Source organism: Microbacterium azadirachtae (assembly GCF_025583665.1).
GTDB classification, from domain to species: domain Bacteria; phylum Actinomycetota; class Actinomycetes; order Actinomycetales; family Microbacteriaceae; genus Microbacterium; species Microbacterium azadirachtae.
On the sequence record NZ_CP099706.1, the window covers coordinates 2,862,847 to 2,885,091 of the forward strand.

The window sequence follows — 22,245 nt, forward strand, 5'->3', positions numbered from 1 at the left end:
ACCGCTCAACGACGATCACCGCGTGTTTCCCGAACCGAAGTCACGTGCCGGTGCCGAGCCCCCAGATTCATCCCCACAAAGGAGAACGGGTCGGTCCGGCCGGAATAGTGACGGCAGCGGGGTGGGCCCCGCTCCGCCGCGTGGTCAGGCCCTCTGCCGCACCCGCACGACCTCGACGACCGCGGTGATCCCGATGACCAGTGCGGCTGTGAGGAGCCAGAACCAGGGCGTGACGGTGCACAGCAGCACCAGGGCGACGAGCACGAGGAAGAGCACGGACGCCCACCTCGGCAGCGTGCGGCGCAGGATCAGCGCCCAGGTCGCCGCGAAGAACGCGGCCACCGGCACGGTGAGCGTTCCGGCGAGCGCGGTGCTCTGCACGCCGTGACCTTCCTCGAGCGCCGCGAGGACGTTCTCGATGCCGACCGAGAAGGCGCCGGCGGCGGCGAAGACGACGAAGTGCCCGTAGCCGAAACCCATGGTGGCGCGGAGGCCGCCGACCAGCTCGTCGCGGGGCAGCGCGAAGTAGCACCACCACATCCCCGCGAGCACCGTCAGGGCCGTCGCCGCCACGCCGATGAAAACGAGCGCGCCGTGATGCTCGATCGCGGCGAGCATCGCGGCGGTGGATCCGACCACCGATTCGCCCAGCAGGATCAGGGTGAACGCACCGAATCGCTCGGAGACGTGGTGGGGGTGCCACGGCGTCGACCGCGCGCGCTCGGCGAAGACCGGAACGAGCAGCTCGAGCGCCACCATCGCCAGGAGGCTCGGGACCTGCAGCGCGGCCGGCACGAGCGGCTGCCGCAGGATCCAGAGCGCCTGGACGAGCGTGATCGACACCGCGTAGCGCAGAGCGGTCGCCCGGTACTCCGGGCTGGCCGACGCGACGCGGATCCACTGCGCGACCGAGCACAGACGCAGCACGACATAGCCGATGACCACCCAGGTGAAGTCGCCGTGCAGGATCCCGCTCCGCGACCCCGCGGCGATCGTGATCGCGCCGCCCATCTGGACGATGACGAGCACGCGGTAGAGCCAGTCGTCGGTGTCGAAGCTCGTGCCGAACCACGTCACGTTCATCCACGCCCACCAGATCGCGAAGAACACCATCAGATAGGCGCCGACTCCGCCGAAGAGGTCTCCGTGCGCGGTGAGCTCGTGCATCGCCCCGGACGAGATGCCGACCGCGGCGGCGAACACGAGATCGAAGAGCAGCTCGAGGTTGCTGACGCCGCGATCCCGCTCCCCCACGTCGCGCGGGCGCATCCGTACGAGACCGAAGCGCGGCGGCGTCGACGCCCGAGCTCCGCGACCTGCGGACGGCCCGCTCATGCGGCGCGGATCGTCATCGAGGAGATGACCCCGTCCACGACGAGGAACTCGAACCGGCTCGGGCCGTTCGCGAAGGACGAGCGCCAGTCGCCGGTGACGACGACGAGCTCCTGGCCCGACTCCGGTGCCGTGGCGCCCTCGTCGACGCGCGTGATCGCGAGCACTCCGCGCGCGCCGATGAGCTCGCGGCTGCTCCATGCGTCGATCTCCGCACGGCCCCGGTAGATCGACCCCCAGTCGTCCACGAAGCCGCTCGGCGAGAACGCGTCGAGGAACCCCTCCTCGTCCAGCGCGGCCAAGCGGTCCAGCGCGTTCTTCACCGTCGTGTTCTGCACCTCGGTCATCAGATTCCCTCCCCAGGGTCCGGGCGCACGGCATCACGCCCCTGCAGAGAAGGAGTCGAACGGCCGCGTTTCGTGATGTGCGGCAGGCGCGACCGTGCCGGCGCTCACGCGCACCGACCGGCCGTCCTGCGTCACTTCTACGGCGACGCGTGCTCCTTCGACAGGGGGACGCTGAGATATCCTCCCCGTCGTCAGCGTTCCCCACGGTGCGGTCCGGCCGCGCGGGATGTCAGGAATCGGGACCTGACGTCCTCACTGGGGCCGTGGCACGGACCGCATCGGGTCTCTGGTGCGCACGCCCAGGGCGTCGACCAGGGCTTGCATCCGCGCAGCTCCCGCGCCCGGGGAGTACTCCGCGAACCATCGCTCGAACAGCGGCCCGCGCTTGGCGGTGGCGGATCCGGCGGTCAGCTCGGCGATCCGCTCGGCGAGCGCGATCGGGTCAGCGGCGGGAACGATCTCGCCGCGCGGGCCCACCACCTCGGGAAGGGCGCCGGCATCGCTCACGATGAGGGGCACGCGCGCGGCCATCGCCTCGGTGGCGACCAGGCCGAACGCCTCGTCCACGACTGACGGGACCACGAGCAGGTCGATGCCGTCGAAGAGGGCCGCCGTGTCGACCCATCCGGTGCGGTGCGTGAGGTGGGCGACGGGGCCGAGGGCCTCCTCCATGAGCGCGAGATCCTCCTCCGGCACCCCGACCGGCTCCCCGGCCAGCACCAGGCGGTAGCGACCCGGCATGCAGTCCTCGAGCCACTCGACGGCTTCCGCGAGCACATGCACCCCGCTGTCGAGGCCGAGCGGGCCCAGGAACCCGATCCGGATCCGCCCGTCCTCGTCCGGATGCGGATCCGCGCGCCGCATCCGGTCGGTCCAGTTCGGGAGCACGACGGCGCCGGGCACCGCCTCGAGCATCGCGCAGGAGGGCACGAGCGTGGCGACCGCGCCGCGCCGCGCGAGCCTCGCCACGAGGCCGCGCACTCCGCTCGGACTCCGGTGCAGATGCACCAGCCGATCGCGGCGCCCGATCGTGGCGGCAGAGGGCATCAGCCCGTTGCACCAGAGCAGACCGGGCGGGCGCGTGCGGTCCCACCGCCGCAGCGCCCAGGGCCAGGTGACCGGATGGCGCGCGGGGAGCGCGATCACCGAGAGCCCCTCCCTCACGGCGGCGACGAGCACCGGAGACGGATCCGGCACGACCGCGGTCACGTCGACGCCGAGCTCGCGCAGCACGGAGGCGATGCGCAGCAGCATCACCTCGCTGCCGCCGGGGCCGGCGTGATCGGCGACGACGTAGACGCGGGGGAACCCGCCGGAGGATCCCGCCTGCCAGCCGCCGGCCGCGAGGGCATGCTCGGCGCGGCCGAAGAGTCCGGACTTCCACGCGTCCTCGACGTCGCGATCATCGATCGCGTGCAATGGTTCGACCGCGCGCAACGGCCGGGCAGCGTCGCTCACCCGTGCCTCCCCAGTGGCACTCTCAGGCGCCTCCCACAGGCGCCACGGTCTCCCACGGACCGCTAGGGGCAGACTACGTCACCCGGCATCCCGCCGGAAGGGGTACGGCAGCCCGATTCGCGGTTCGGCGCCGTGATGCCGTAAGCTCTCTCTTTGGTGTGCGATCACTGCTGGTCGCACGCACGAACGTGAGCCCTCCACTGGCGTGTTCCTCTCCCTCGGGAGGGAACCACCCCGGAGTGGGATTCACGAACCTCTCCGTTCGATCAAGAAAGCAGCACTATTGTGACGCGCACTTACACCCCCAAGGCCGGGCAGGTCCAGCGTGACTGGGTCGTCATCGACGCCACCGACGTCGTTCTCGGTCGCCTCGCCTCGCACGCCGCAGCGCTTCTGCGCGGCAAGCACAAGGCCACCTTCGCCAACCACATCGACTCGGGTGACTTCGTCATCATCGTGAACGCCGACAAGGTCGCGCTCACGGGGCAGAAGCTCCAGAAGAAGATCGCCTACCGCCACTCGGGTCACCCGGGCGGGCTCAAGGCCGTCGCCTACTCCGAGCTGCTCGAGAAGAACCCGGTCCGCGCCGTCGAGAAGGCGATCCGCGGCATGCTCCCGAAGAACAGCCTGGGCCGCCAGCAGCTGGCCAAGCTCAAGGTCTACACCGGCTCCGAGCACCCGCACGCCGCTCAGCAGCCCAAGACGTACACCCTCGACCAGGTCGCCCAGTAAGCGCCGTTACGAATAAGGACATACTCGTGGCTGACATCGACACCACCGAATTCCCGCAGAACTTCTCGACCGAGACCCCTGAGGCCGCCGCCGTCGAGACCGCTCCGCGTCCCGTTCTCAACGTCCCCGGCGCTGCCGTGGGTCGCCGCAAGCAGGCCATCGCCCGCGTGCGCCTCGTCCCGGGTGCCGGCACCATCACGGTGAACGGCCGCACGATCGAGGACTACTTCCCGAACAAGCTGCACCAGCAGCTGATCAACGACCCGTTCACGGTGCTCAACCTCGCCGGGGCCTACGACGTGATCGCCCGCATCTCCGGCGGTGGCCCCTCGGGCCAGGCCGGCGCCCTGCGCCTGGGCATCGCCCGCGCGCTGAACGAGATCGACGCCGAGAACAACCGTCCGACCCTGAAGAAGGCCGGCTTCCTCTCGCGCGACGCTCGCGTGAAGGAGCGCAAGAAGGCTGGTCTCAAGAAGGCCCGCAAGGCTCCTCAGTACTCGAAGCGCTAAACCCTACAGTCCCTTCTATGGCTCTGTTCGGTACCGACGGGGTGCGGGGGCTGGCCAACGGCCCCCTCACCGCCGATATCGCGCTCACCCTGGCCCAGGCGACTGCCGTCGTCCTGGGCCAGGGCCGTATTGCCGAGGCCCGCAAGGCCGCAGGCAAGCGCCTCACGGCCGTGGTCGCCCGCGACCCGCGCATCTCGGGACACTTCCTCAGCGCTGCCGTGGAGGCGGGGCTCGCCTCCTCCGGCGTGGACGTGCTCGACGCGGGGACGCTGCCGACGCCCGCTGCGGCGTTCCTGATCGCCGACATCGACGCCGACTTCGGCGTGATGATCTCGGCATCCCACAACCCCGCGCCCGACAACGGCATCAAGATCTTCGCCCGCGGCGGAGTGAAGCTGCCCGACGTCGTCGAGCAGCGGATCGAAGAGGCGATGGCCGGCGAGAAGCTGCGCCCGACCGGCGCTGACGTGGGACGGGTCAGCCGCTTCTCGGATGCCGAGGACCGCTACGTCATCCACCTGCTGGCGTCGCTGCCGCATCGCCTCGACGGGATCCACGTCGTGCTCGACTGCGCCCACGGCGCAGCCAGCGGCGCCTCCCCCGAGGCGTTCCGCAACGCGGGCGCCAAGGTGACCGTGATCGGTGCGGATCCTGATGGCGTCAACATCAACGACGGCGTCGGATCCACGCATCTCGACAAGCTCGCCGCCGAGGTCGTGCGCGTCGGCGCCGATGTGGGCATCGCCCACGACGGCGACGCCGATCGCTGCCTCGCGGTCGACGCCGACGGCAACATCGTCGACGGCGACCAGATCATGGCGATCCTCGCGGTCGCCATGAAGCAGCGCGGTCGGCTCGCACAGGACACGCTCGTCGCGACCGTCATGAGCAACCTCGGCCTGCACGTGGCGATGCGCGAGAACGGCATCACCGTGCGGCAGACCGCCGTGGGCGATCGCTATGTGCTCGAGGACATGAACGCCGGCGGCTACTCGCTGGGCGGCGAGCAGTCCGGCCACGTGATCATGAGCGACTTCGCCACCACGGGCGACGGCGTGCTGACCGGTCTGCACCTGGTCGCCGAGATGGCGCGCCAGAAGAAGACGCTCGCGGAGCTCGCCTCGATCATGACCGTGTACCCGCAGAAGCTCGTGAACGTCAAGGGCGTCGACCGCACCAAGACCGACGACGAGCACCTGCAGAAGGCCGTGCGCGCGGTGGAGGCCGAGCTCGGCGACACCGGCCGCGTGCTGCTGCGCCCCTCAGGCACCGAGCAGCTCGTCCGCGTGATGGTGGAGGCCGCCGACGAGGCGTCCGCCCACGAGTACGCGCACCAGCTCGCCGAGGTCGTCCGTGAGCGACTCGCCCTCTGACAGCCTCTGACTGAGCGGCCGCACAGGATTCCTGTGCGGCCGCTCTGTCACAATGATCGTTCTGCCGCGCGAGCATATTGGGGGTGACGACGTGAGCGGGATCCCGCCGAGCTCGGCCTCGTTCTGGCGCCGGCTGACCACATGGGCGCTGATCTACGCCGTCGTCGTCGCCATCATCGTGTTCTCGCCCTATCCCTTCCTCTCCGCCTTCGATCCTGCGATCCGCACCCTGGGCAGAGTCATCCCGGGGCTCACGCTGGTCCGCGCCGAGTTCCTCGCGAACATCGCGATGTTCGTGCCCTTCGGCATCTTCCTCTCCGTGTTCCTCCCCCGGCGCCGGTATCTCGTGCTTCCCCTGGGATTCGTCACGACCGTCGTGATCGAAACCGTGCAGGGTCTCTTCCTGATGTCGCGCAGCGACTCGGTGCTCGACATCATCGCGAACACGGCCGGCGCCGCGATCGGGCTACTCGTCGTCGAGCTCTCGGACGCCTCCCGCCGTCGTTCACGCCGGATCGCACACGCCGACGGCGCATGACGAGGGTGCGATATTCCAGACTCTGGATTCCTCACTGATCGAGGACTAGCATGAATACGTCCACGTCTTTGGGAGGCGAGGACGCCCGTGAATCCCAGCCCCGGGAAGGCCGAGACCGCGGGGAAGCAGGATGGTCGCACCATCCACCGTTGTGGGAACGGGTATTGGGGAATTGTCTGGGAAAGTCGACTTTGTCGCGACGGCACACAACGTCGCGCTGTGGCGGCAGGCGTATGTTCGACGCCTCGCCGTCACGGATATGTTCATCGTGTTCGCGGCGGTCGCGTTCGCTCAGGTCGGAAGATTCGGGTTCGGAGACTCTCGCGTCGCCGGGTTCAGCGTCCTCGACGCAGAGGTCGAGTACTCGATCTTCTCGGTCGCGCTCGCACTCGTCTGGCTGCTCGCGCTGCGCCTGTCCGGCTCGCGCAACGCCAAGCTCGTCGGGGGCGGCACGCTCGAGTACAAACGCGTCGCCGACGCGACGATCCGGCTGTTCGGAGTGCTCGCGATCCTCGCGTTCGGCTTCCAGCTGCAGATCGCACGCGGATATGTGCTCATCGCCTTCCCGATCGGGCTGGGCATGCTGTTCTTCGGCAGGTGGCGCTGGCGGCGGTGGCTGCAGCGCCAGCGTGCCTTCGGAAGGTTCACGCACCACGCCGTGCTGCTCGGCGAGCGCGAGAAGTCTCGCCACGTCGGAGCCTCGATCCTCCGCGAGCCCGGGCTCGGCGTGGAGCTGCTCGGCGCCGTGACCGAGTTCGGCGGCACGGATCGGGATCTCCTCCCCGGCGTGCCGGTGCTGGCGGGCTTCGAGAACGCGCTCGAGGTGCTGCTGGCCAGCGGCGCCGACACGGTGGTGTACAGCGGCTCCGACCGCCTCTCCCCCGAGGCGCTGCAGGAGCTCGGCTGGGAGCTCGAGGCCGCGAAGATCGAACTGCTGGTGGCGCCGGCGCTCACGGGGATCGCCGGTCCTCGCCTGCACTCCATCCCGACCCCTGGCCTGCCTCTGATCCAGGTGGACTACCCGACGTTCGAGGGCACGAAGTACGTCGCCAAGCGCACGTTCGACATCGTGGGATCCGTGATCGCCCTGGTGGTGCTGAGCCCGATCTTCGCGGCGCTCGCCCTCCTCGTGCGCCAGGACGGCGGGCGCGCGCTGTTCCGTCAGCAGCGCATCGGCGCCGACGGCCGGCGCTTCGAGATGCTCAAGTTCCGCACCATGGTCGTCGACGCGGAGGATCGCCTGCCCGGTCTGCTCGATCAGAGCGACGGCAACGGCGTGCTGTTCAAGATGAAGAACGACCCCCGGGTGACGCCGGTGGGGCGGGCTCTGCGCCGGCACAGCCTCGACGAGCTCCCGCAGCTCATCAACGTGCTGCGCGGCAACATGTCGCTCGTGGGGCCCCGTCCGCCGCTCAACACCGAGGTCGAGCACTACGACTCCCGCATGCAGCGCCGCTTCCTGGTGCGCCCGGGCATCACCGGGCTCTGGCAGGTCAACGGCCGGTCGAACCTCTCCTGGGACGACAGCGTGCGCCTCGATCTCTTCTACGTCGAGAACTGGTCCCTCACCGGCGACCTCATCATCCTCTGGCGCACGCTTCGCGTCGTGTTCAACGGCGCCGGCGCGTACTGACGTCGGAGGCGGGCGCCATGTCGGGGTTGATCGTCACTGAGTGGATCGAACGCTCCGGTGGCGCCGAGCGGGTCCTGGACTCCATGGGCGAGATCTTTCCCGACTCGGAGATCTACTGCCTGTGGAACGACGCACCAGAGCGGTTCCCGAACGGACGCGTCGCCGAGTCCTGGCTGTCACGGACGCCGTTCCGCAAACACAAGGCTGCTTCACTGCCGCTGCTCGATGCCGTATGGCGCCGGGCGCCCGTCCGAGACGATCACGAATGGGTCCTCGCAAGTTCGTATGTCTTCGCCCATCACGTGAAGGTCCCTGATCCGTCGGTGCCGAAGTTCGTCTATGCACACACCCCCGCGCGCTATCTGTGGGATCCGGAGTCCGACGATCGGGGACGGTCCGCGCTTGTTCGTGCTGCCGCTCCCACCTTCCGCTGCATCGATCGCCGCCGGGCGCAGGAAGCCACGAGGATCGCGGCGAACAGTCGATTCGTCCGGGACAGGATCGCGCGGGCGTGGCAGCGCGACGCCACGGTGATCCACCCGCCCGTCGCCGTGGAGGCGATCGGCGAGAAGTCCGACTGGCGCGCTCATGTGCTCGATCCCGACGAGCGGCGCATTCTCGACGGACTGCCGGAGACATTCGTCATGGGGGCATCACGATTCACCCCGTACAAGGCGTTGGATCTCGTGATCGCGGCCGCTGATCGTGTCGGGCTGCCCGTCGTCATCGCGGGTCGCGGACCGGACGAGAGGCGTCTCCGCGCTCGAGCGGCGGAGGCGGGAGTCCCGGTCAGCTTCGTTATCGCGCCCTCGGATGCGCTGATGTACGCCCTGATGCAGCTCAGTGCCGTGTTCGTCTTCCCTCCTATCGAGGACTTCGGGATCGTTCCGGTCGAAGCGCAGGCGACGGGCACTCCCGTCGTCACGGGTCCGATCGGCGGACAGGTAGAGACGATCGTTCCCGGTGTCTCCGGAGTGATCGCGGCATCCACGGACCCCGCTGATCTGGCCACCGGTATCGAAGCCGCCCTGCGCCTCGCCCGGTTCGATTCGCGGATCCTGAGCGAGCGGTTCGGGCCGGAACGTTTTGCTCGTGAGCTGCAGAGGTTCGTTCAGGTCTGAGTGTTCGGCGCCGCCTGTCCTGCTGCCGCTGTGGTCCGAGGTGACCCCGTAGAGTCGGAAGGCCATGTTCGAGGAGCTTCCGAAGGATCCCGCCGCGCGCTCGCGCCCGTCTCCCGATCGCGTTGCGATGTTCGGAGCACGGTCGCTGCTGCCGTTCGTCGTGGCGGGAATCCTCCTGCTGACCTGGCTGCCGGCGGAGGACGCCGGCAAGGTGACGGGGATCGTGAACGCCGCGGCGAAGCTGCTGACCCACGCCGGCGTGCCCGTGACGATCGGTTACCCGGTGCTCGAGTTCCTTGCCAATGTCGCCCTGTTCATCCCTCTGGGCCTGTGCCTCGCCGGCGGCTGGCCCTCCCTCCACAGCGGTTGGATCGTCGCCGCGGGGATGCTGTTCAGCACGCTGATCGAGATCGTGCAGCTCGGTATCCCGTCCCGCTATGCGACGTTGTCCGACGTCGTCGCCAACACGGTGGGGACCGCGGTGGGGGCTTTCGCGGTCATCCTCATGCGCAGGCGCGCGGCCCTGCCGCGGTGATCACTGACAGGTGGGGTCGACCTTCGCCGGGGTCGCACGCGACATCGGCGTCGTCCAGATCGCGAGCGGGCCTTCGGTCTTCGCCGTCTTGAACGAGAATGCGATCGTGTGCGTGTCGGTCAGGTGGTTCACGACCTCGACTTTCACGGCGGGGCGGCCGAGATGCTCGCCCTGGCTCAACGGCGACGCAGGGTTGCCGTCGATCGTGATGCCCGTGAGCTCACTGCCGACGGGCCCGTACACCACGACGTAGCTGCTGATGTCCTCCGCAGCGAAGTACGGTCCCTTGATGTAGTTGGGCAGTTCGTTCGCCTTGTCCTGGGTGAGCGTCGATGTCAGTGTGGCGTGCCCAGACACCGCTCCCCCGTCTGCACGGCAGGCATCGATCGCCATGTCGAGGTAGTAGCTCTTCTTCGAGCCGGTGTTGTCGTTGAGATAGACGCCCACTGCGGTCTGCTCGGCGTTACTCGTCGGCATGATCCCGCTCATTCGGGAGTTGTCGATGAGCTTCGTCTGCTGGGGGTCGTCGCTCTGATACAGCAGCCGACCCTCGTCCGCTGCGCGGAACAGGGCCTGGATGAGCTTCACAGGCGACGCCTCGCCGGCGGTGACCTTGGTGAAGATCGAGTCAGCAGCCGACGCGAAGAACGCATCCTGATCCTTGCTCTGCGGATACCGGAAGTAGACCTCGTTGAGCAGCAGCGAGACGGCATTCTGCGACGTGAGCTGGTCCCCCGTGGCCAGCGTGACCGGGCCGGTGGCCTCGAGCACGTAGGACAGCGCAACGGGATCGATCGAGAGCACGCCCTGGAAGTCCGTGTGGATGTCGCTCGCCCACCAGCCATGCAGGATCTGCACGGCCGTCGGGAAGTTCGGGACCATGGTGAAGTCGGGCGAGTACCGCCCGATCTTGTCACCGAAGATGTTCACGGCCTGCGGATCCAACGGCACCACGGGCTCGGGCCTCGGCTGATGGGTGAAGTCCGAGCTGCTGACAACGGTGCCGCGGACGATCTTGCCGTTCTCGACGTGTACGGGGAGGAACTGTGCCGCGTTACCTCCGAGGCTGCGCGCTTCGGAGTTGCCCTGGAACATGAGCACGTAGTCCTTCGCGCCGTTCGCTCCGAGAGCGCTCGGAAGCACACTCAGCACCTCCTGGGCCGTCGACATCGTCGGACCGACCTTCTTCAGCTCCGTCTCGAGCTTGCTCACGCCGTCGGCGACGGGCCCTATCAGGGTGGCTCGGTCGACCTTCTTGAGTCCGGCGAGAGCCTTGTCGATGCCCGCGTCGACCGTCGTGAACGTCTTGGACAGGTTCGTGATCGCAGCGACGTTGATGGCGCCGTCCGTGAACGTGAAGTCACTCAGCCGGACGCTGGCGGCCGGCTTGACGACGTCGTTCGCGAGGCCATCCGTCACCTGTGCGACCGTGCGCACCGCGACCAGGTTCTGTCCGACGATCGGGAGCTTCTCGCCGAAGCGCCACTGCCAGTCCTTCGTCGCCGCGACGGCGGCCGCGGTCTGCTGCGATGCCGCGTCCGCACCCTTGGACGCCGCGTCAAGATCTCCCGCAAGAATCGACTTCTGTACCTGCTGCACGTCGGTCATGGCGGCCGCGAGATGGGTGCGCGCCTTCGCCGCACTGTCATAGACGTGCTTGCCGATGATCGCGCCGACGACCCCGATCACGATGAGCACGACCAGCACGCTGACGAGGATCCAGGGCCAGATCCGGCGCCGACGAGGCCGCGGGGCGTCGTGCTTCGTCTGCGCGTTGTTCTGCCGCTCGCGGTGTTCGCGTCGTGAGGAGGGCGTGCTCATGTGACGTCAGGCCGCTCCGACTACGATCCGCGGCGTCCCCGCCCACAGCGCGGGGTCTGTGGCGGCCCGTCCATCGACGAGCAATCTGATGCCCGGAAGGTGCGACGGGTCGAAAGTCCGATAGATAGCGTGATCCGTCTGCAGAACCGCGACGTCGACAGTATCTCCCAGGGTGTGGGGCACGAAGCCGAGCGCTCGCAGCTCCTCATCGGTGTAGAGCGGGTCATGCACACGCACGTCAGCTCCGCGCTCGCGCAACGCCTGCACGGTCGGGAAGACGCCGGAGAGCGCAGTTTCCTTCACCCCGCCGCGGTACGCCGCGCCGAGCACAACCGCGGTGAGACCGGTCAGCGATCCGAGGACGGACTCCGCGCGACTCACGAGGCGATCAGGCATCGAGGCATTCAGCTGGCGCGCCGTCCGCACGATGTCGGCTTCCGGGTCTGTTGCCAGATAAAGGCGTGGATAGACAGGGATGCAATGTCCTCCAACCGCGATGCCAGGACGATGGATGTGGCTGTATGGCTGGGAGTTGCAGGCTTCGATGACTTTGTAGACGTCGATTCCGTGGGATGCCGCGAACAGTCCGAACTGGTTGGCAAGCCCGATGTTCACGTCGCGATACGTAGTCTCCGCCAACTTCGCCATCTCGGAAGCTTCGGTCGTACCGAGGTCCCATACGCCGTTGGGACGTGGAAGGTCGGGGCGTTCGTCGAACTGCAGAACCGCCTCGTAGAACTCACGCGCACGGCGGTTGCCCTCTTCGGAAAGCGCGCCGATCAGCTTGGGATACTTACGCAGGTCCTCGAACACCCGGCCGGTGAGGACACGCTCCGGCGAATAGACGACGTGGAAGTCGACGCCTTCGGTGAGCCCCGAGCCCTTTTCCAGCATCGACGCGAAGCGGGTGCGCGTCGCACCCACCGGCAATGTCGTCTCGTACGAGATCAGCGTCCCCTCGCTGAGATGCGCGGCGAGCGCGATCGTCGCGGCGTCCATGTACTGAAAGTCGGGCTCCCAAGTCTCTTCGTCCACAAAGACTGGGGCGACGAGCACGACGGCCTCAGCCTCGGGAATAGCCTCGGCAAATTCGGTCGTCGCCCGAAATCGTCCGAGTGCGATGACTTCAGCGAGCTTCTCCTGCAGGTGTGCCTCGCCAGGGAACGGCTCCAGCCCCGAGTTGATCTTGTCAACGGTCCTTTGGTTGACGTCGACACCGATGACCTCGTGGCCTGATGAAGCGAACTGGACAGCGAGTGGTAGGCCGATTTTCCCCAGGGCCACGACAGCAATGCGCATGCAGCCATGCTATCTGGGCGCCCTGCACTCTCGTCTCACACCGTCCGACACGCGGCCGCCGATTTTGCGCCGCTCTACCCACGGAAGAAGTATCGCAGCGTCGCCTCCAGCCCGCGACGCCAACGGCGCGCCTGATAGGCCCACAGCTCGCTTCGCGACGGCAGACGCTCAACGTCGTTTCGTGGCACGTCCCGTCGCGAGACCCAGACCGCCTGCAGAATCCATCTAGGCTTCTGACTCCACGGCGCCGTGCGAACACGCTGCCACCACGCAACGCTCGAAGCGTCATCTACGCGCCTCGAGAAGAGCTCCCACTGCTGCCGCTGGGCGGAGTCGGCATCGATGACGACGGGGCCGAGGTCAGCAGCGTTGAAGTAGTCGCGCAATGTCCAGATCGCGCGACCGGCGCGGGCAACCTCGACAAACTCCGCGCGCTCGGCCTCGGTGAATGTCTCGTCCAGCGCCTTCATGACGAGTTCCTGCTCCTCGACGTGCCTCGGCGACCGTCGATCACGTTCGGCGTGAAGCGCCATGATGACGGCGGCGCCTGCTTTCGAAGGCGCCTGCACCGGCACATGAGCGACGCTGATTTCCTGGCGCGAGTCCCAGAGCGCTGAGAACACATCTTCGGGATCCGCGAAGAAGCCCGGAAACATCCAATGAACATCGATGTCGCACGGCCAATCCACATGGATATACGTGACGGAGTGATGGGGTAAGAGAGCGGGCGTCTCGCGACCAACCCGCGTATGCCATCCGTAGCTTTCGAGAGCTGCACAGAACTCCGCGAAGCGGTCGGGCTCGATGAGAACGTCCGCGTCCGCCGAGACACGCGGCGCACGGAGTTCATAATGTTCCGCGACTGGCCCCTTCAGACTCAGAGTCTTGATATCGCGGCTCCGGGCGATCGCCGCTGCCAGCGCATGCGCGAGCAGCGTAGCCGCGCTCATCTGAAGATACCCCGACACCACGGGCCCATCCTAGGGATCAAATTGCCTCAGCTCATACAGCCGAATGCGCTCACGAGCCTTGATGTACACGAGTCCGAATCACCCGGAGCAGCCCGACAGGGAGCAGCCCACTCAGGATCGAAGTTACGATCTTCGCATACTCTCGGGGCCCCGCTCCAAGCGCGGGGTAGTACCGGAGGCGCACGCGGATCTCGTCCCCCCGGTTGCGCAGCACTCGCTTAGAGAAGTCGGCCTTCTCGACGCGGTACGCGATTACGATCTCCGGGACCATGTAGAGCCGGTATCCGCGAAGGAGAAGTTCACACCACAAGGCCAGATCCTCCGAACGACGATAACTCGGGTATCCGCCCACTTCACGCACCGCCGCCGCCCGCATGATCGTCGCGGGATGAATCGGCGTGCGGCCGCGCATCACCAGCTTCGCGGTCAGTTCTCCTGGCCGCCCCAGGAGCAGATCCGCGCCGTCAGAGGACACTTCGCGCGCCCGCCCGGACACGACGGCGAACTCTGGGTGATCGCGCAGCCATCCGTATACCGTCGCGAGATAGCCCGGTTCCGCCACATCGTCCGTGTCCATCCGCGCGATGTACTCGCCTCGCGCATGTTCGAGGCCGAAGTTCAGGGCCTCGACGAAGCCACGATTTTCGCCGTACCCCACGACGCGGATCCGCTCATCCGCGAACTCAGCGGCAATTGAACGCACGTCCGTCGCGGATCCGTCGTCGACGATCAGCAGTTCGAAACGACGCTCCGTCTGATCCAGAATCGCGGCGATCGACTCCCTCAGCCGATCGGCGGGCGTGTTGTACTCCGCCATCAGAACGGTGATCGCGAGAGCGGTTGCGGAGTTCGTCACCGGACCACACTAACTGCGACAGCCGAACGGCCCCTGGAGCCTGCCCGACGACGCGTCTAGGTAGAATCGAGAAAGGCGCCAGTACCCTGGCATCTCGTTCGGAACGCGAACACCGTCTTAGCCAGGATCACGTCACGCCATGAGAATCCTTCACGTCGGCCTCTTTCACAAGCTCGGCAGCGGGCAACGCGCGCAACTTGAATACGAGCGCTCCGCAGCGAGCGGCCTCGAGAACGCCGTGTGGCACACCCATACGCTGACGCCTGACGCCGACCGGACGGACGACGGACCGAAAGTCCCTCGGTGGGCACGACGCTTCCAACTTGCAAAGCTCTTCACCTGGTGTCACATCGTCCGCACTGCCCGGAAGTACGACGCGGTCCTCATGCGAACGATTTCTCCCGACCCGTTCGCTGCATTCATGGCCCCGCTGATCCCCAATCTCTACACGATCCATCACAGCAAGGAACGCGAAGAGCTAGCGCTGCTGACCAGCGGAATTCGTCGGCGAATGACCTTGTTTCTGGAGGGTCGCCTCAAGACGTGGGCTTTCCGGCGGCTTCGCGGCGTCATCGGCGTGACCGAGGAGATCGCGCTTTATGAAAGCCGGCGATTTCCCCACGCTGCCGTCGTCGCGACTTATCCAAACGGCATCGATCTCGGGGGTCTCCCTGTCTCCGACGCGATCCCAGCGACCACGGGTCCAATCCATGCCGTTTTCGTCTCGAGCGTGTTCTACTCCTGGCAAGGCCTCGATCGACTACTCTCGGCTCTTGCAGAGTCCGCCCCTCACATCCAGAACTCTCTCGTTGTCCATCTTGTGGGGCGCCTTGAGGACGAACAACTCCCTTTGGCCGAGCAGCTCGCCGCAAGAGGCGTGGTGAAGCTGCATGGAGAACTGACCCCCGACCAGATGTCGCCCGTGCTCGCGGGAGCCCAAGTCGCGATTGCTTCGCTCGCCCTCGATCGCAAGGATCTCCTCCAGGCATCGACACTCAAGGTCAGGGAGTATCTCGCGGCCGGCCTGCCTGTCTATTCAACGCATGAAGATTCTGGACTCCCGTCGCATTTTGAGTACTATTTCTGCGATGGGAAGGGAGTCAGCATCGAGCGCATCGTCGCGTTCCACGACGGGCTCGTCGATCGGGCGCGGTCCTCTGTGCGCGAAGCCGCAAGGCCCTATATCGATAAGCAGGCGATCATGAAACGACTGATCGAACAGCTGCGCACGCCGACCGCACACGAAAGCGCGTTGCTGCGGGCGCGTCGATCATGACCTCCATCAATTCCGGTTCACGCGTCATCCAGGATGCGGCACCGGCAACAGGCGCGAAGCCCTTGAGCCGGATCGGGCAGCTCCTCGTCGCCGGGCTGATCCCCGTCGCGGCACTCAACCCCGTGTTGCCCCACGTTGGCCCCGTATCATCGTTCACCGCGTACGCAATCATCTTCTTCGTCTATGCGATCGGGCACATACACAAACGCCCTCCGAGCCGTCTGCGGCTCTTGATTGCACTGTTCTCGATTGTCGTCCTTGGCATCGCGCTCGTCACGCTAGCAAATCGATTCGGCGCCTTGTACGCCTCCGCGGAAGCTGTCGTAGTGGCAGGCGGCCTCTTCATCACCCTCGGGCTGATCTCGCTGCCCAGTACGCGCAATACCATCAAGTCGCTGCTCCTCGGCTGGTTGCTCGCATCCATCATCACAACTGTTCTGGCAATCGTCGAACTGCTCACCGGGCATCATTTCGGACCGAGTTACCTGGATGCGAACCCCGGCGCGTCAAAGACGGGCGTCGTCGTGGTGTTCTTCAATCCGAACAACTACGCCGCCTTCCTCACCCTGACAATCCCCCTCCTCATCGCGGGCGCACGGTTGACGAGTCGAGTCTGGGTACGAAGGGCGTACTACTTGGCCGCCTTCGCCTCCGTGCCGATCATGTTTCTCACGAGCAGCCGGTTCGGTCTCGCCGCTCTTGTCCTCGGCGCCGCGGTATGGGTGATACTCCGTGTCCGTTCCCGCGTCGCGCAAGCAGCTATTCTGGTGTTCGCGCTGATCGGCGTTATTGCCGTGCTGGTGATGTTCCAAGGCCGTACCGCAGGCGACATCTCCGCCGGCATTTCAAGGGACTCGTACGAGATCACCATCGGCGGGATCAAGATTCCGTCCGACAGCTCTCTCCTCGCTCGCTGGAACCTTGCGCTCAACGGTCTCGACATGATCGCCGAGAACCCTTTCGGCTCTGGACCCGGGGGCTATGAGCTGTCCGCCCTGAGCACGGGGACATCGAGGATGACATTCGGGATGGTTAATCCGCATAACGGTGCGATCGAGTTCGCGACACAGTATGGCGTATTCCTCGGTATCATTGCCGCCCTGATCACAGTCACTTTGCTGGCGACCGCTCTGCGTGCGAACTCGGTCGCGTCCAGGAGGTCACCGGACCGCGCTCTGGCGGCAGCGACCGTGGCGGTGATCTGGACACTTCCTCTCCTTTTCGGAATGCACAGCACGTTCGTCGATGTCCCGCACGAGTGGCTGGGCTTCGCTACCTTCGCGACGATCGGGGTCTACCTCACCCAGTACCGAGGCGCTCCAAGAACTCCCGATGCGATCGCCGACGATGTCTGAGGCCGCCGGGCGGCTGCTTCTCCTGACGCACCAGTATCCGTACGATGCCGGGGATGCTGCATTCGTGCGCAACGAGATCGAAGCACTCGCGTCAGCTTTCGATGAAGTCCTTGTCGTCTCCCTGACTGCTCCGGCCGTGGCACGACTGGCGCTGCCAAGGAACGTGCGCTACCTCGGCGCGGTGGGAACCATCACTCCGGCCCGCGCGGCGCGTGGCCTCAGGCATCCACGACGCGCAGCGCGGGCACTACGGGTCTTTCTTGGGGAAGGCGCGAGGTCGTTGACCCAGATGCGCAGTGATGTGATCGCTTCGCTGTGCGGCGCATGGTTTGCCTCTCATCCTGCGATCAATCAGGCATTGGCGTCCGCGCAGCCTCTTACCGTCTACAGCTTCTGGGGTGTCGACATCGCCTACGTGCTCCCCTGGTTGCGCCCGCGAGCACGCCGGATAGCCGTCCGCGTGCATCGCTACGATCTCGACGAGCGTACCGCGGGCTACCGACCGTTGAGACGCGCAGTTCTCGGTGCGGCAGATGTCGTGCTGACCATTGCGGAGAGCGGCCGCGACTACCTTCGCGACCGAGCACCATACATTGCCCCTGGGCGGATCGTGATCCGTCGCCTCGGCATTCCGAGTCAGCCCGAGGTAGAACCTCGAACGCAACCCGCCGACGCGATACAGCTCGTCAGCTGTTCGTCCGTTATCGCACTCAAGCGTGTCGATCGCATCCTTGACACCGCCGCCGAGCTCGCGCGAGCCGGCGAGCGTGTTTCCTGGACGCATTTCGGAGACGGTCCTCTCTTTGAAGCGCTCCGGGCGAAAGCTGTTGCACTGACCTCAGAGATTCCTTCTTTGTCCGTCGAACTACGCGGACGCGTCCCCGCGGCCCAGGTGCTCGAGCACCATCGCGTCAACCACCCAGCGGTCTTCATCAATCTGAGCACTATCGAGGGAATCCCAGTGAGTGCGATGGAAGCGGCCTGCTTCGGCATCCCGATCGTCGCGACCGACGTGGGCTCGACGTACGAACTCGTCGGCGAAGCCCTCGGTTCAGGAATTCTCGTGAATCCCGATGATGACATCGAAACCGTCGTGTCCGCCGTGCGAACAATCCTTGCTGAGCCGACTCGCTTCGACTCGAAGCGGGTGTGGGCGGAACGTTTTGACGCCGCCATAAATTCGACCGCGGCCGCCACGAGCGTAAAAGGGTGATCTTGTCCGACAGCGCCCTCGGTCAACTCCGGCTCGGAGCCGTCACGCTTCTGTCTCTGCGACTCTGATCTAGAGACTGCGGTGCACGCATCGACCGGATCGCGCCCGCCACGCTGCGCCATTGTCGGGTACGACGAGCACCAGTCCGCGTGGGTCTACGAGCGATCAGTCAGAGCCGAGGCGATGGCTGTCGAAGCGCGCAGCGACTCGGTGAGCGAGCACGATCAGAAAGGCCAGCAGGAGCGTCATTGCAGCGCTCGTCAACCACACCGCTCGCACGAGGTCTGCACCCGCGAGCAAGAGGATTGTCAGGGGTACCACGAGATACACGATTGCGAAGATCAGCATCGTGCCCTGGCGTTCCGCAACGATGAAGACCGTCGACAGCGGCGCAGTTGCCACGTTCAAATAGAGCCAGGGCGTCAGCGCTTGGACCACGAGTCCTGCTTCTGCCCATTGGGCACCAAGAAACCAGGGGACGACGATCGGAGCAACAAGACCGAGTGTCAAGAATGGGAGGAACCCGAGAAGCAACGCCCGAAGTGTGACGCTCCGCACGAGAGTCTTGAGCGTCCCCGGCGTGGCAACCGCCATCCGTTGGTAGTACACCTGCGAGATCGCGCTCGCGATCAGAGCCATAGGCGCCTGGGCGAGCTTCCAAGCCATCGAGAACTGCCCCAGTGCGTGCAGCGATCGACCCCCGATGATCATGTTGATCCCGTTGAGTCGCAATGAGTCCACCAGCGCGTTGGGGGCATTGAGGAGCGGCATCTTTCTGTATCGCACCATGAGTGACCACCAACTGCGTCGATCACGGACCGGTGCTGTCTTGCGAGCATCGTCCATTGCGATGAGGACACCGACACCGAAGACTTGCCCCACCAGGTAGCCTGCAATGAGCCATTCGCCCGTCGGCGCCAAGAGCCATCCCAGGCCTGCCTGGGTCGCCGCCGTGATCAGCGCTTGCACAATGCGCGACAGGCTTTGCGCGCGATAGCGCCTCTTCCGCGTCAGCCAGAAGTACAGAATCGATGTCTCCCCGGCCAGGAAGACGCTCACTCCGATCAGGAGCACCCACCAGTGTCGATCGGTCGGACGAGATAACCAGAACACCGCAATCGTCGTGATAACCGTGAGCGCCGAGATAAGGCTCACCAGCCCCGTTGAAAGCTGCCGTAGCCGATGAGCGTCTTCGTCGTTCCCCGGAAGAACGATGGCGTAGTCGTAACGCAAGGCGGAGACCATACTGACCACAGCACTCACGGAAAGGAAGACCGCAAGGACGCCGAAAGCCGCGGGGCCGTAAATCCGGCTGAGGAGGGGCATCGTAACGATGCCGATGACTTGCGAGGCCACCGTTCCTGTGAGCAGCGTCGCGATGCTCCGCAGGGCCGAGCGTCCTTCCCGTCGAGCCGGAACGTCTGTGTCAACCATGCGGATCATTCCGATGTCGGGCTTGTCCAAGCTGCACGTGAAGATGCTCTTCCAACGCTGACCAGACGACACCGGGCGCGTATGCTTCCACGGCGCGTCTCCGCGCTGCGATTCCCATCGCTCTGGCTCGATTCCGATCCGCAATAACAGTTCGGAGAGCGTCCGCGACGCCCAAAACGTCCCCGACAGGCACCATCAACCCAGTGACATCTGGCACGACTGCGTCGACGCACCCCGTGGCATCCGACACGATCGCAGGTACCTCCATCGCGGCAGCCTCGAGCACCACATTGGGAAAACCCTCGCGCCGGCTCATAAGAACAAGGACATCGAACTCCGCAAGGTACGGGCGGACGTCGTCCGCGTCGCCTGCCCGATGCACGGGGAGCCGCCCCTGCTCTCCTTGGATTTGAAGACCTTCGTCGCCGCCCACGAGGAGCACGCGCATCTCCGTTCCCTCGTCATGAACCAGGCTCGCCGCTTCGAGAAGGGTTTCAATTCCTTTGTCAGGATGCAACCGACCGATGAAGCCGATCGTCGCCCCTGCGTTCCGTTCCAGGAACCGGGCTGTGTCCGCATCCAACTCCGGGCGAGGCGCATCGGGCGAGAAGTGTTCCGAATCGACTCCATGAGATGAGCCGGACGCAGGCACACAGATGCGACCGGTGCGTGCGATGCGCAGTTTGACGGCCCGCGCGGCGAGGCTCTCGCTGTTGGCGACGATCGCCGTCGAATTCGAAGCGATCAGCCGCTCGAGTCCCTGGAAAACCCGGCGCGAAACACCCGTCGAGGTCTCGAAACGGATGCCCCAGAGCTCATAGACCCGCACGGGAATGCGCAGGAAGCGCGACGCAATCGAAGCGAGCAAGCTCGCTTTGGGAGTGGCGTAGATGACGGCGTCGGGGCGGACCTTCCGCATCAGCGCGATCATCCGTGCCAGGCTTCGTGCGTCGTGCACCGGGGACGGATCCCTCCTCATCGGCAGGGAGTAGGACAAGACCCCTCGCTGGGCAAGAGCGTCGCTGATCTCGCTTACGTCGTCGGCCACCAACGTGACGTCATAGTTGGACGCGGCGAGAAACTCGGCGTACCCCCGCATGAAGAGTCGAGCTGTCACCGCAGCGGTGACCACGATCATTACCCTCGGACGCGGCGCTGTGCTCGTCACCAGCGGTTCTCCATCTCACGGGCGGGGACGCCGATGACGACGACTTTCGGATCCACGTCCTTGGTCACGCACGCTGCGGCGCCGACGACGGCACTCTCCCCGATGGTGAGCCCTTGAAGCACGGTCGCCCCTGCCCCAACAAGTGCTGCTCGCCCGACGGCGACCTCGCCCGAGATGACGGCGCCTGGATTGATGGAGACGAAGTCGTCGAGCACCGTGTCATGTCCGATGACCGCGGCGGGATTCAGGTGCGTATGCCGTCCGACGCGGACATTCGTCGAGATCTGAACGCCACCGCACACCACGGATCCTGCCGAAATCACCACGCGCGTCCCGACAACGGCAGAAGGATGCACAACCGTCGCCGGGCGAGCCCCCCACGCTTCGACCTTTTCCGCGATCCGTGCCCGCACCGCGGTCGATCCGATTCCGATCACGTAATGAGTGCCTTCGAACAACTCGCGGTTCGCCTCGATCCCTCCGAGCAGACGAATCTCACGGTCCCGAAGGCGCTCAATCTGAATCTCAGCAGGCCCGTCGTCCACCACCCCGAGGATGTCCCATGTCGGGTCTCGGGTGAGCGCGTTGATCGCCGCGATCACATCGAGCGTCTCTCGCCCGAAACCGCCCGCGCCGATGACAATGATGCCGTCAGCCATCGCCCTCACCGAACTTCGTCATCGTCGCCTGCCCCTCCGCCGAGATCCCCTCCCGCGCCACCACCGAACGGATCGTCGCGATGATGATGCGCGCGTCGAGTTTAAGGCTCCGGTTGTCCACGTACTCGACGTCGAGGGCGAACTTGTCCTCCCAGCTGAGCGCGTTGCGGCCGCTCACCTGCGCAAGTCCGGTGATGCCCGGACGCACCTCATGCCTCCGCGCCTGCACCGGGGTGTACTTGGGGAGGTACTCGACGAGCAGTGGCCGGGGCCCGACCACGCTCATGTCGCCTCGCAGCACATTCCACAACGACGGCAGCTCATCCAGGCTGGTGGAGCGCAGCTTGCGTCCAAAAGGAGTGAGCCGATCCGCATCGCTGATGAGCCCGCTCGCCTCGTCGACGTCACGCATCGAACGGAACTTCCGCAGCAGGAAGATCCGTCCGTCGCGGCCCGGCCGTGGTTGGACGAAGATGACCGGGCGGCCGAGGCGCATCGCAACCAGCATCGCGACCGCGAGCATCACGGGCGAGAGCACGACCAGCGCGACCACGGCGGCAGCCATGTCCAGGAGCCGCTTGAGCACGTCATAGGGCCGAGTACGACCAGCCACGG

Annotated in this window: 21 protein-coding genes; 10 read left to right on the forward strand and 11 right to left on the reverse strand. The window is 65.9% G+C overall.

The window, feature by feature from the left end; all coding sequences use genetic code 11:
* Positions 1-144: 144 nt before the first annotated feature.
* The 3 genes from NFX31_RS13555 to NFX31_RS13565 form a co-directional block, all read right to left on the reverse strand.
* Positions 145-1,335, reverse strand: a complete 1,191-nt coding sequence (locus NFX31_RS13555; RefSeq protein WP_091481625.1) for a low temperature requirement protein A — start codon at positions 1,333-1,335, stop codon at positions 145-147.
* The gene (locus NFX31_RS13560; RefSeq protein ID WP_045249784.1) at positions 1,332-1,679 is read right to left on the reverse strand and encodes a hypothetical protein; all 348 of its coding nucleotides are present in this window, start codon (positions 1,677-1,679) and stop codon (positions 1,332-1,334) included. The genes NFX31_RS13555 and NFX31_RS13560 overlap by 4 nt, the downstream gene beginning before the upstream one ends.
* 252 nt (positions 1,680-1,931) lie before the next feature.
* A complete protein-coding gene (locus NFX31_RS13565) occupies positions 1,932-3,137 on the reverse strand; it encodes a glycosyltransferase family 4 protein (protein WP_262955967.1) in 1,206 nt (401 codons plus the stop codon).
* Positions 3,138-3,422: 285 nt separating this feature from the next.
* On the opposite strand from NFX31_RS13565, the gene rplM reads away from it, so the two are divergent.
* From rplM to NFX31_RS13600, 7 genes are all read left to right on the forward strand, one after another.
* On the forward strand, positions 3,423-3,869 hold the full coding sequence (gene rplM, locus NFX31_RS13570; protein ID WP_045249783.1) for a 50S ribosomal protein L13: 447 nt from the start codon (positions 3,423-3,425) through the stop codon (positions 3,867-3,869).
* Between the two features lie 26 nt (positions 3,870-3,895).
* Positions 3,896-4,378: a 30S ribosomal protein S9 gene (gene rpsI, locus NFX31_RS13575; RefSeq protein WP_045249782.1), complete on the forward strand. Its 483-nt coding sequence runs from the start codon at positions 3,896-3,898 to the stop codon at positions 4,376-4,378.
* A gap of 17 nt (positions 4,379-4,395) precedes the next feature.
* Positions 4,396-5,751 (forward strand): phosphoglucosamine mutase, encoded by a 1,356-nt coding sequence (gene glmM, locus NFX31_RS13580; RefSeq protein WP_045249781.1) that lies wholly within the window; start codon positions 4,396-4,398, stop codon positions 5,749-5,751.
* A gap of 91 nt (positions 5,752-5,842) precedes the next feature.
* Positions 5,843-6,289, forward strand: coding sequence for a VanZ family protein (locus tag NFX31_RS13585; protein WP_262955968.1), 447 nt, complete (start codon positions 5,843-5,845; stop codon positions 6,287-6,289).
* Positions 6,290-6,548: 259 nt separating this feature from the next.
* Entirely contained in the window at positions 6,549-7,922 is a 1,374-nt protein-coding gene (locus NFX31_RS13590) for a sugar transferase (protein ID WP_262955969.1), read from the forward strand.
* 17 nt (positions 7,923-7,939) lie between these two features.
* A complete protein-coding gene (locus NFX31_RS13595) occupies positions 7,940-9,043 on the forward strand; it encodes a glycosyltransferase (protein ID WP_045249779.1) in 1,104 nt (367 codons plus the stop codon).
* A gap of 64 nt (positions 9,044-9,107) precedes the next feature.
* A complete protein-coding gene (locus NFX31_RS13600) occupies positions 9,108-9,578 on the forward strand; it encodes a VanZ family protein (RefSeq protein ID WP_052674205.1) in 471 nt (156 codons plus the stop codon).
* On the opposite strand, the gene NFX31_RS13605 is transcribed toward NFX31_RS13600, so the two are convergent.
* From NFX31_RS13605 to NFX31_RS13620, 4 genes are all read right to left on the reverse strand, one after another.
* Complete coding sequence (locus tag NFX31_RS13605; RefSeq protein WP_052674204.1) at positions 9,579-11,399, reverse strand: DUF4012 domain-containing protein; 1,821 nt, start codon at positions 11,397-11,399, stop codon at positions 9,579-9,581.
* Between the two features lie 6 nt (positions 11,400-11,405).
* A complete protein-coding gene (locus NFX31_RS13610) occupies positions 11,406-12,698 on the reverse strand; it encodes a nucleotide sugar dehydrogenase (protein WP_045249778.1) in 1,293 nt (430 codons plus the stop codon).
* A gap of 74 nt (positions 12,699-12,772) precedes the next feature.
* Entirely contained in the window at positions 12,773-13,669 is an 897-nt protein-coding gene (locus NFX31_RS13615) for a nucleotidyltransferase family protein (RefSeq protein ID WP_045249777.1), read from the reverse strand.
* 49 nt (positions 13,670-13,718) lie between these two features.
* On the reverse strand, positions 13,719-14,525 hold the full coding sequence (locus NFX31_RS13620; protein ID WP_139168339.1) for a glycosyltransferase: 807 nt from the start codon (positions 14,523-14,525) through the stop codon (positions 13,719-13,721).
* Between the two features lie 139 nt (positions 14,526-14,664).
* Here NFX31_RS13620 and NFX31_RS13625 point away from each other — a divergent pair, with 139 nt between their 5' ends.
* The 3 genes from NFX31_RS13625 to NFX31_RS13635 are packed head-to-tail and all read left to right on the forward strand — an operon-like array spanning position 14,665 to position 18,369.
* A complete protein-coding gene (locus NFX31_RS13625) occupies positions 14,665-15,801 on the forward strand; it encodes a glycosyltransferase (protein ID WP_045249775.1) in 1,137 nt (378 codons plus the stop codon).
* Complete coding sequence (locus tag NFX31_RS13630) at positions 15,798-17,156, forward strand: O-antigen ligase family protein (protein WP_082072099.1); 1,359 nt, start codon at positions 15,798-15,800, stop codon at positions 17,154-17,156. Before NFX31_RS13625 ends, NFX31_RS13630 begins: the two co-directional genes overlap by 4 nt.
* Positions 17,149-18,369, forward strand: coding sequence for a glycosyltransferase (locus tag NFX31_RS13635; protein ID WP_262955970.1), 1,221 nt, complete (start codon positions 17,149-17,151; stop codon positions 18,367-18,369). The genes NFX31_RS13630 and NFX31_RS13635 overlap by 8 nt, the downstream gene beginning before the upstream one ends.
* 165 nt (positions 18,370-18,534) lie before the next feature.
* Here the strand turns inward: NFX31_RS13635 and NFX31_RS13640 are convergent, their stop codons facing one another.
* From NFX31_RS13640 to NFX31_RS13655, 4 genes are read right to left on the reverse strand one after another with little or no spacing between them, the layout of a single operon-like run.
* A complete protein-coding gene (locus tag NFX31_RS13640) occupies positions 18,535-19,803 on the reverse strand; it encodes a lipopolysaccharide biosynthesis protein (RefSeq protein ID WP_045249772.1) in 1,269 nt (422 codons plus the stop codon).
* Positions 19,796-20,935 carry a glycosyltransferase family 4 protein gene (locus NFX31_RS13645; RefSeq protein ID WP_169748213.1) on the reverse strand — a complete coding sequence of 380 codons (1,140 nt, stop codon included), beginning with the start codon at positions 20,933-20,935 and terminating at the stop codon, positions 19,796-19,798. The genes NFX31_RS13640 and NFX31_RS13645 overlap by 8 nt, the downstream gene beginning before the upstream one ends.
* Positions 20,936-20,967: 32 nt before the next feature.
* A complete protein-coding gene (locus NFX31_RS13650; protein WP_045249807.1) occupies positions 20,968-21,630 on the reverse strand; it encodes an acetyltransferase in 663 nt (220 codons plus the stop codon).
* Complete coding sequence (locus NFX31_RS13655) at positions 21,623-22,243, reverse strand: sugar transferase (protein ID WP_276553865.1); 621 nt, start codon at positions 22,241-22,243, stop codon at positions 21,623-21,625. The genes NFX31_RS13650 and NFX31_RS13655 overlap by 8 nt, the downstream gene beginning before the upstream one ends.
* Positions 22,244-22,245 lie beyond the last annotated feature (2 nt).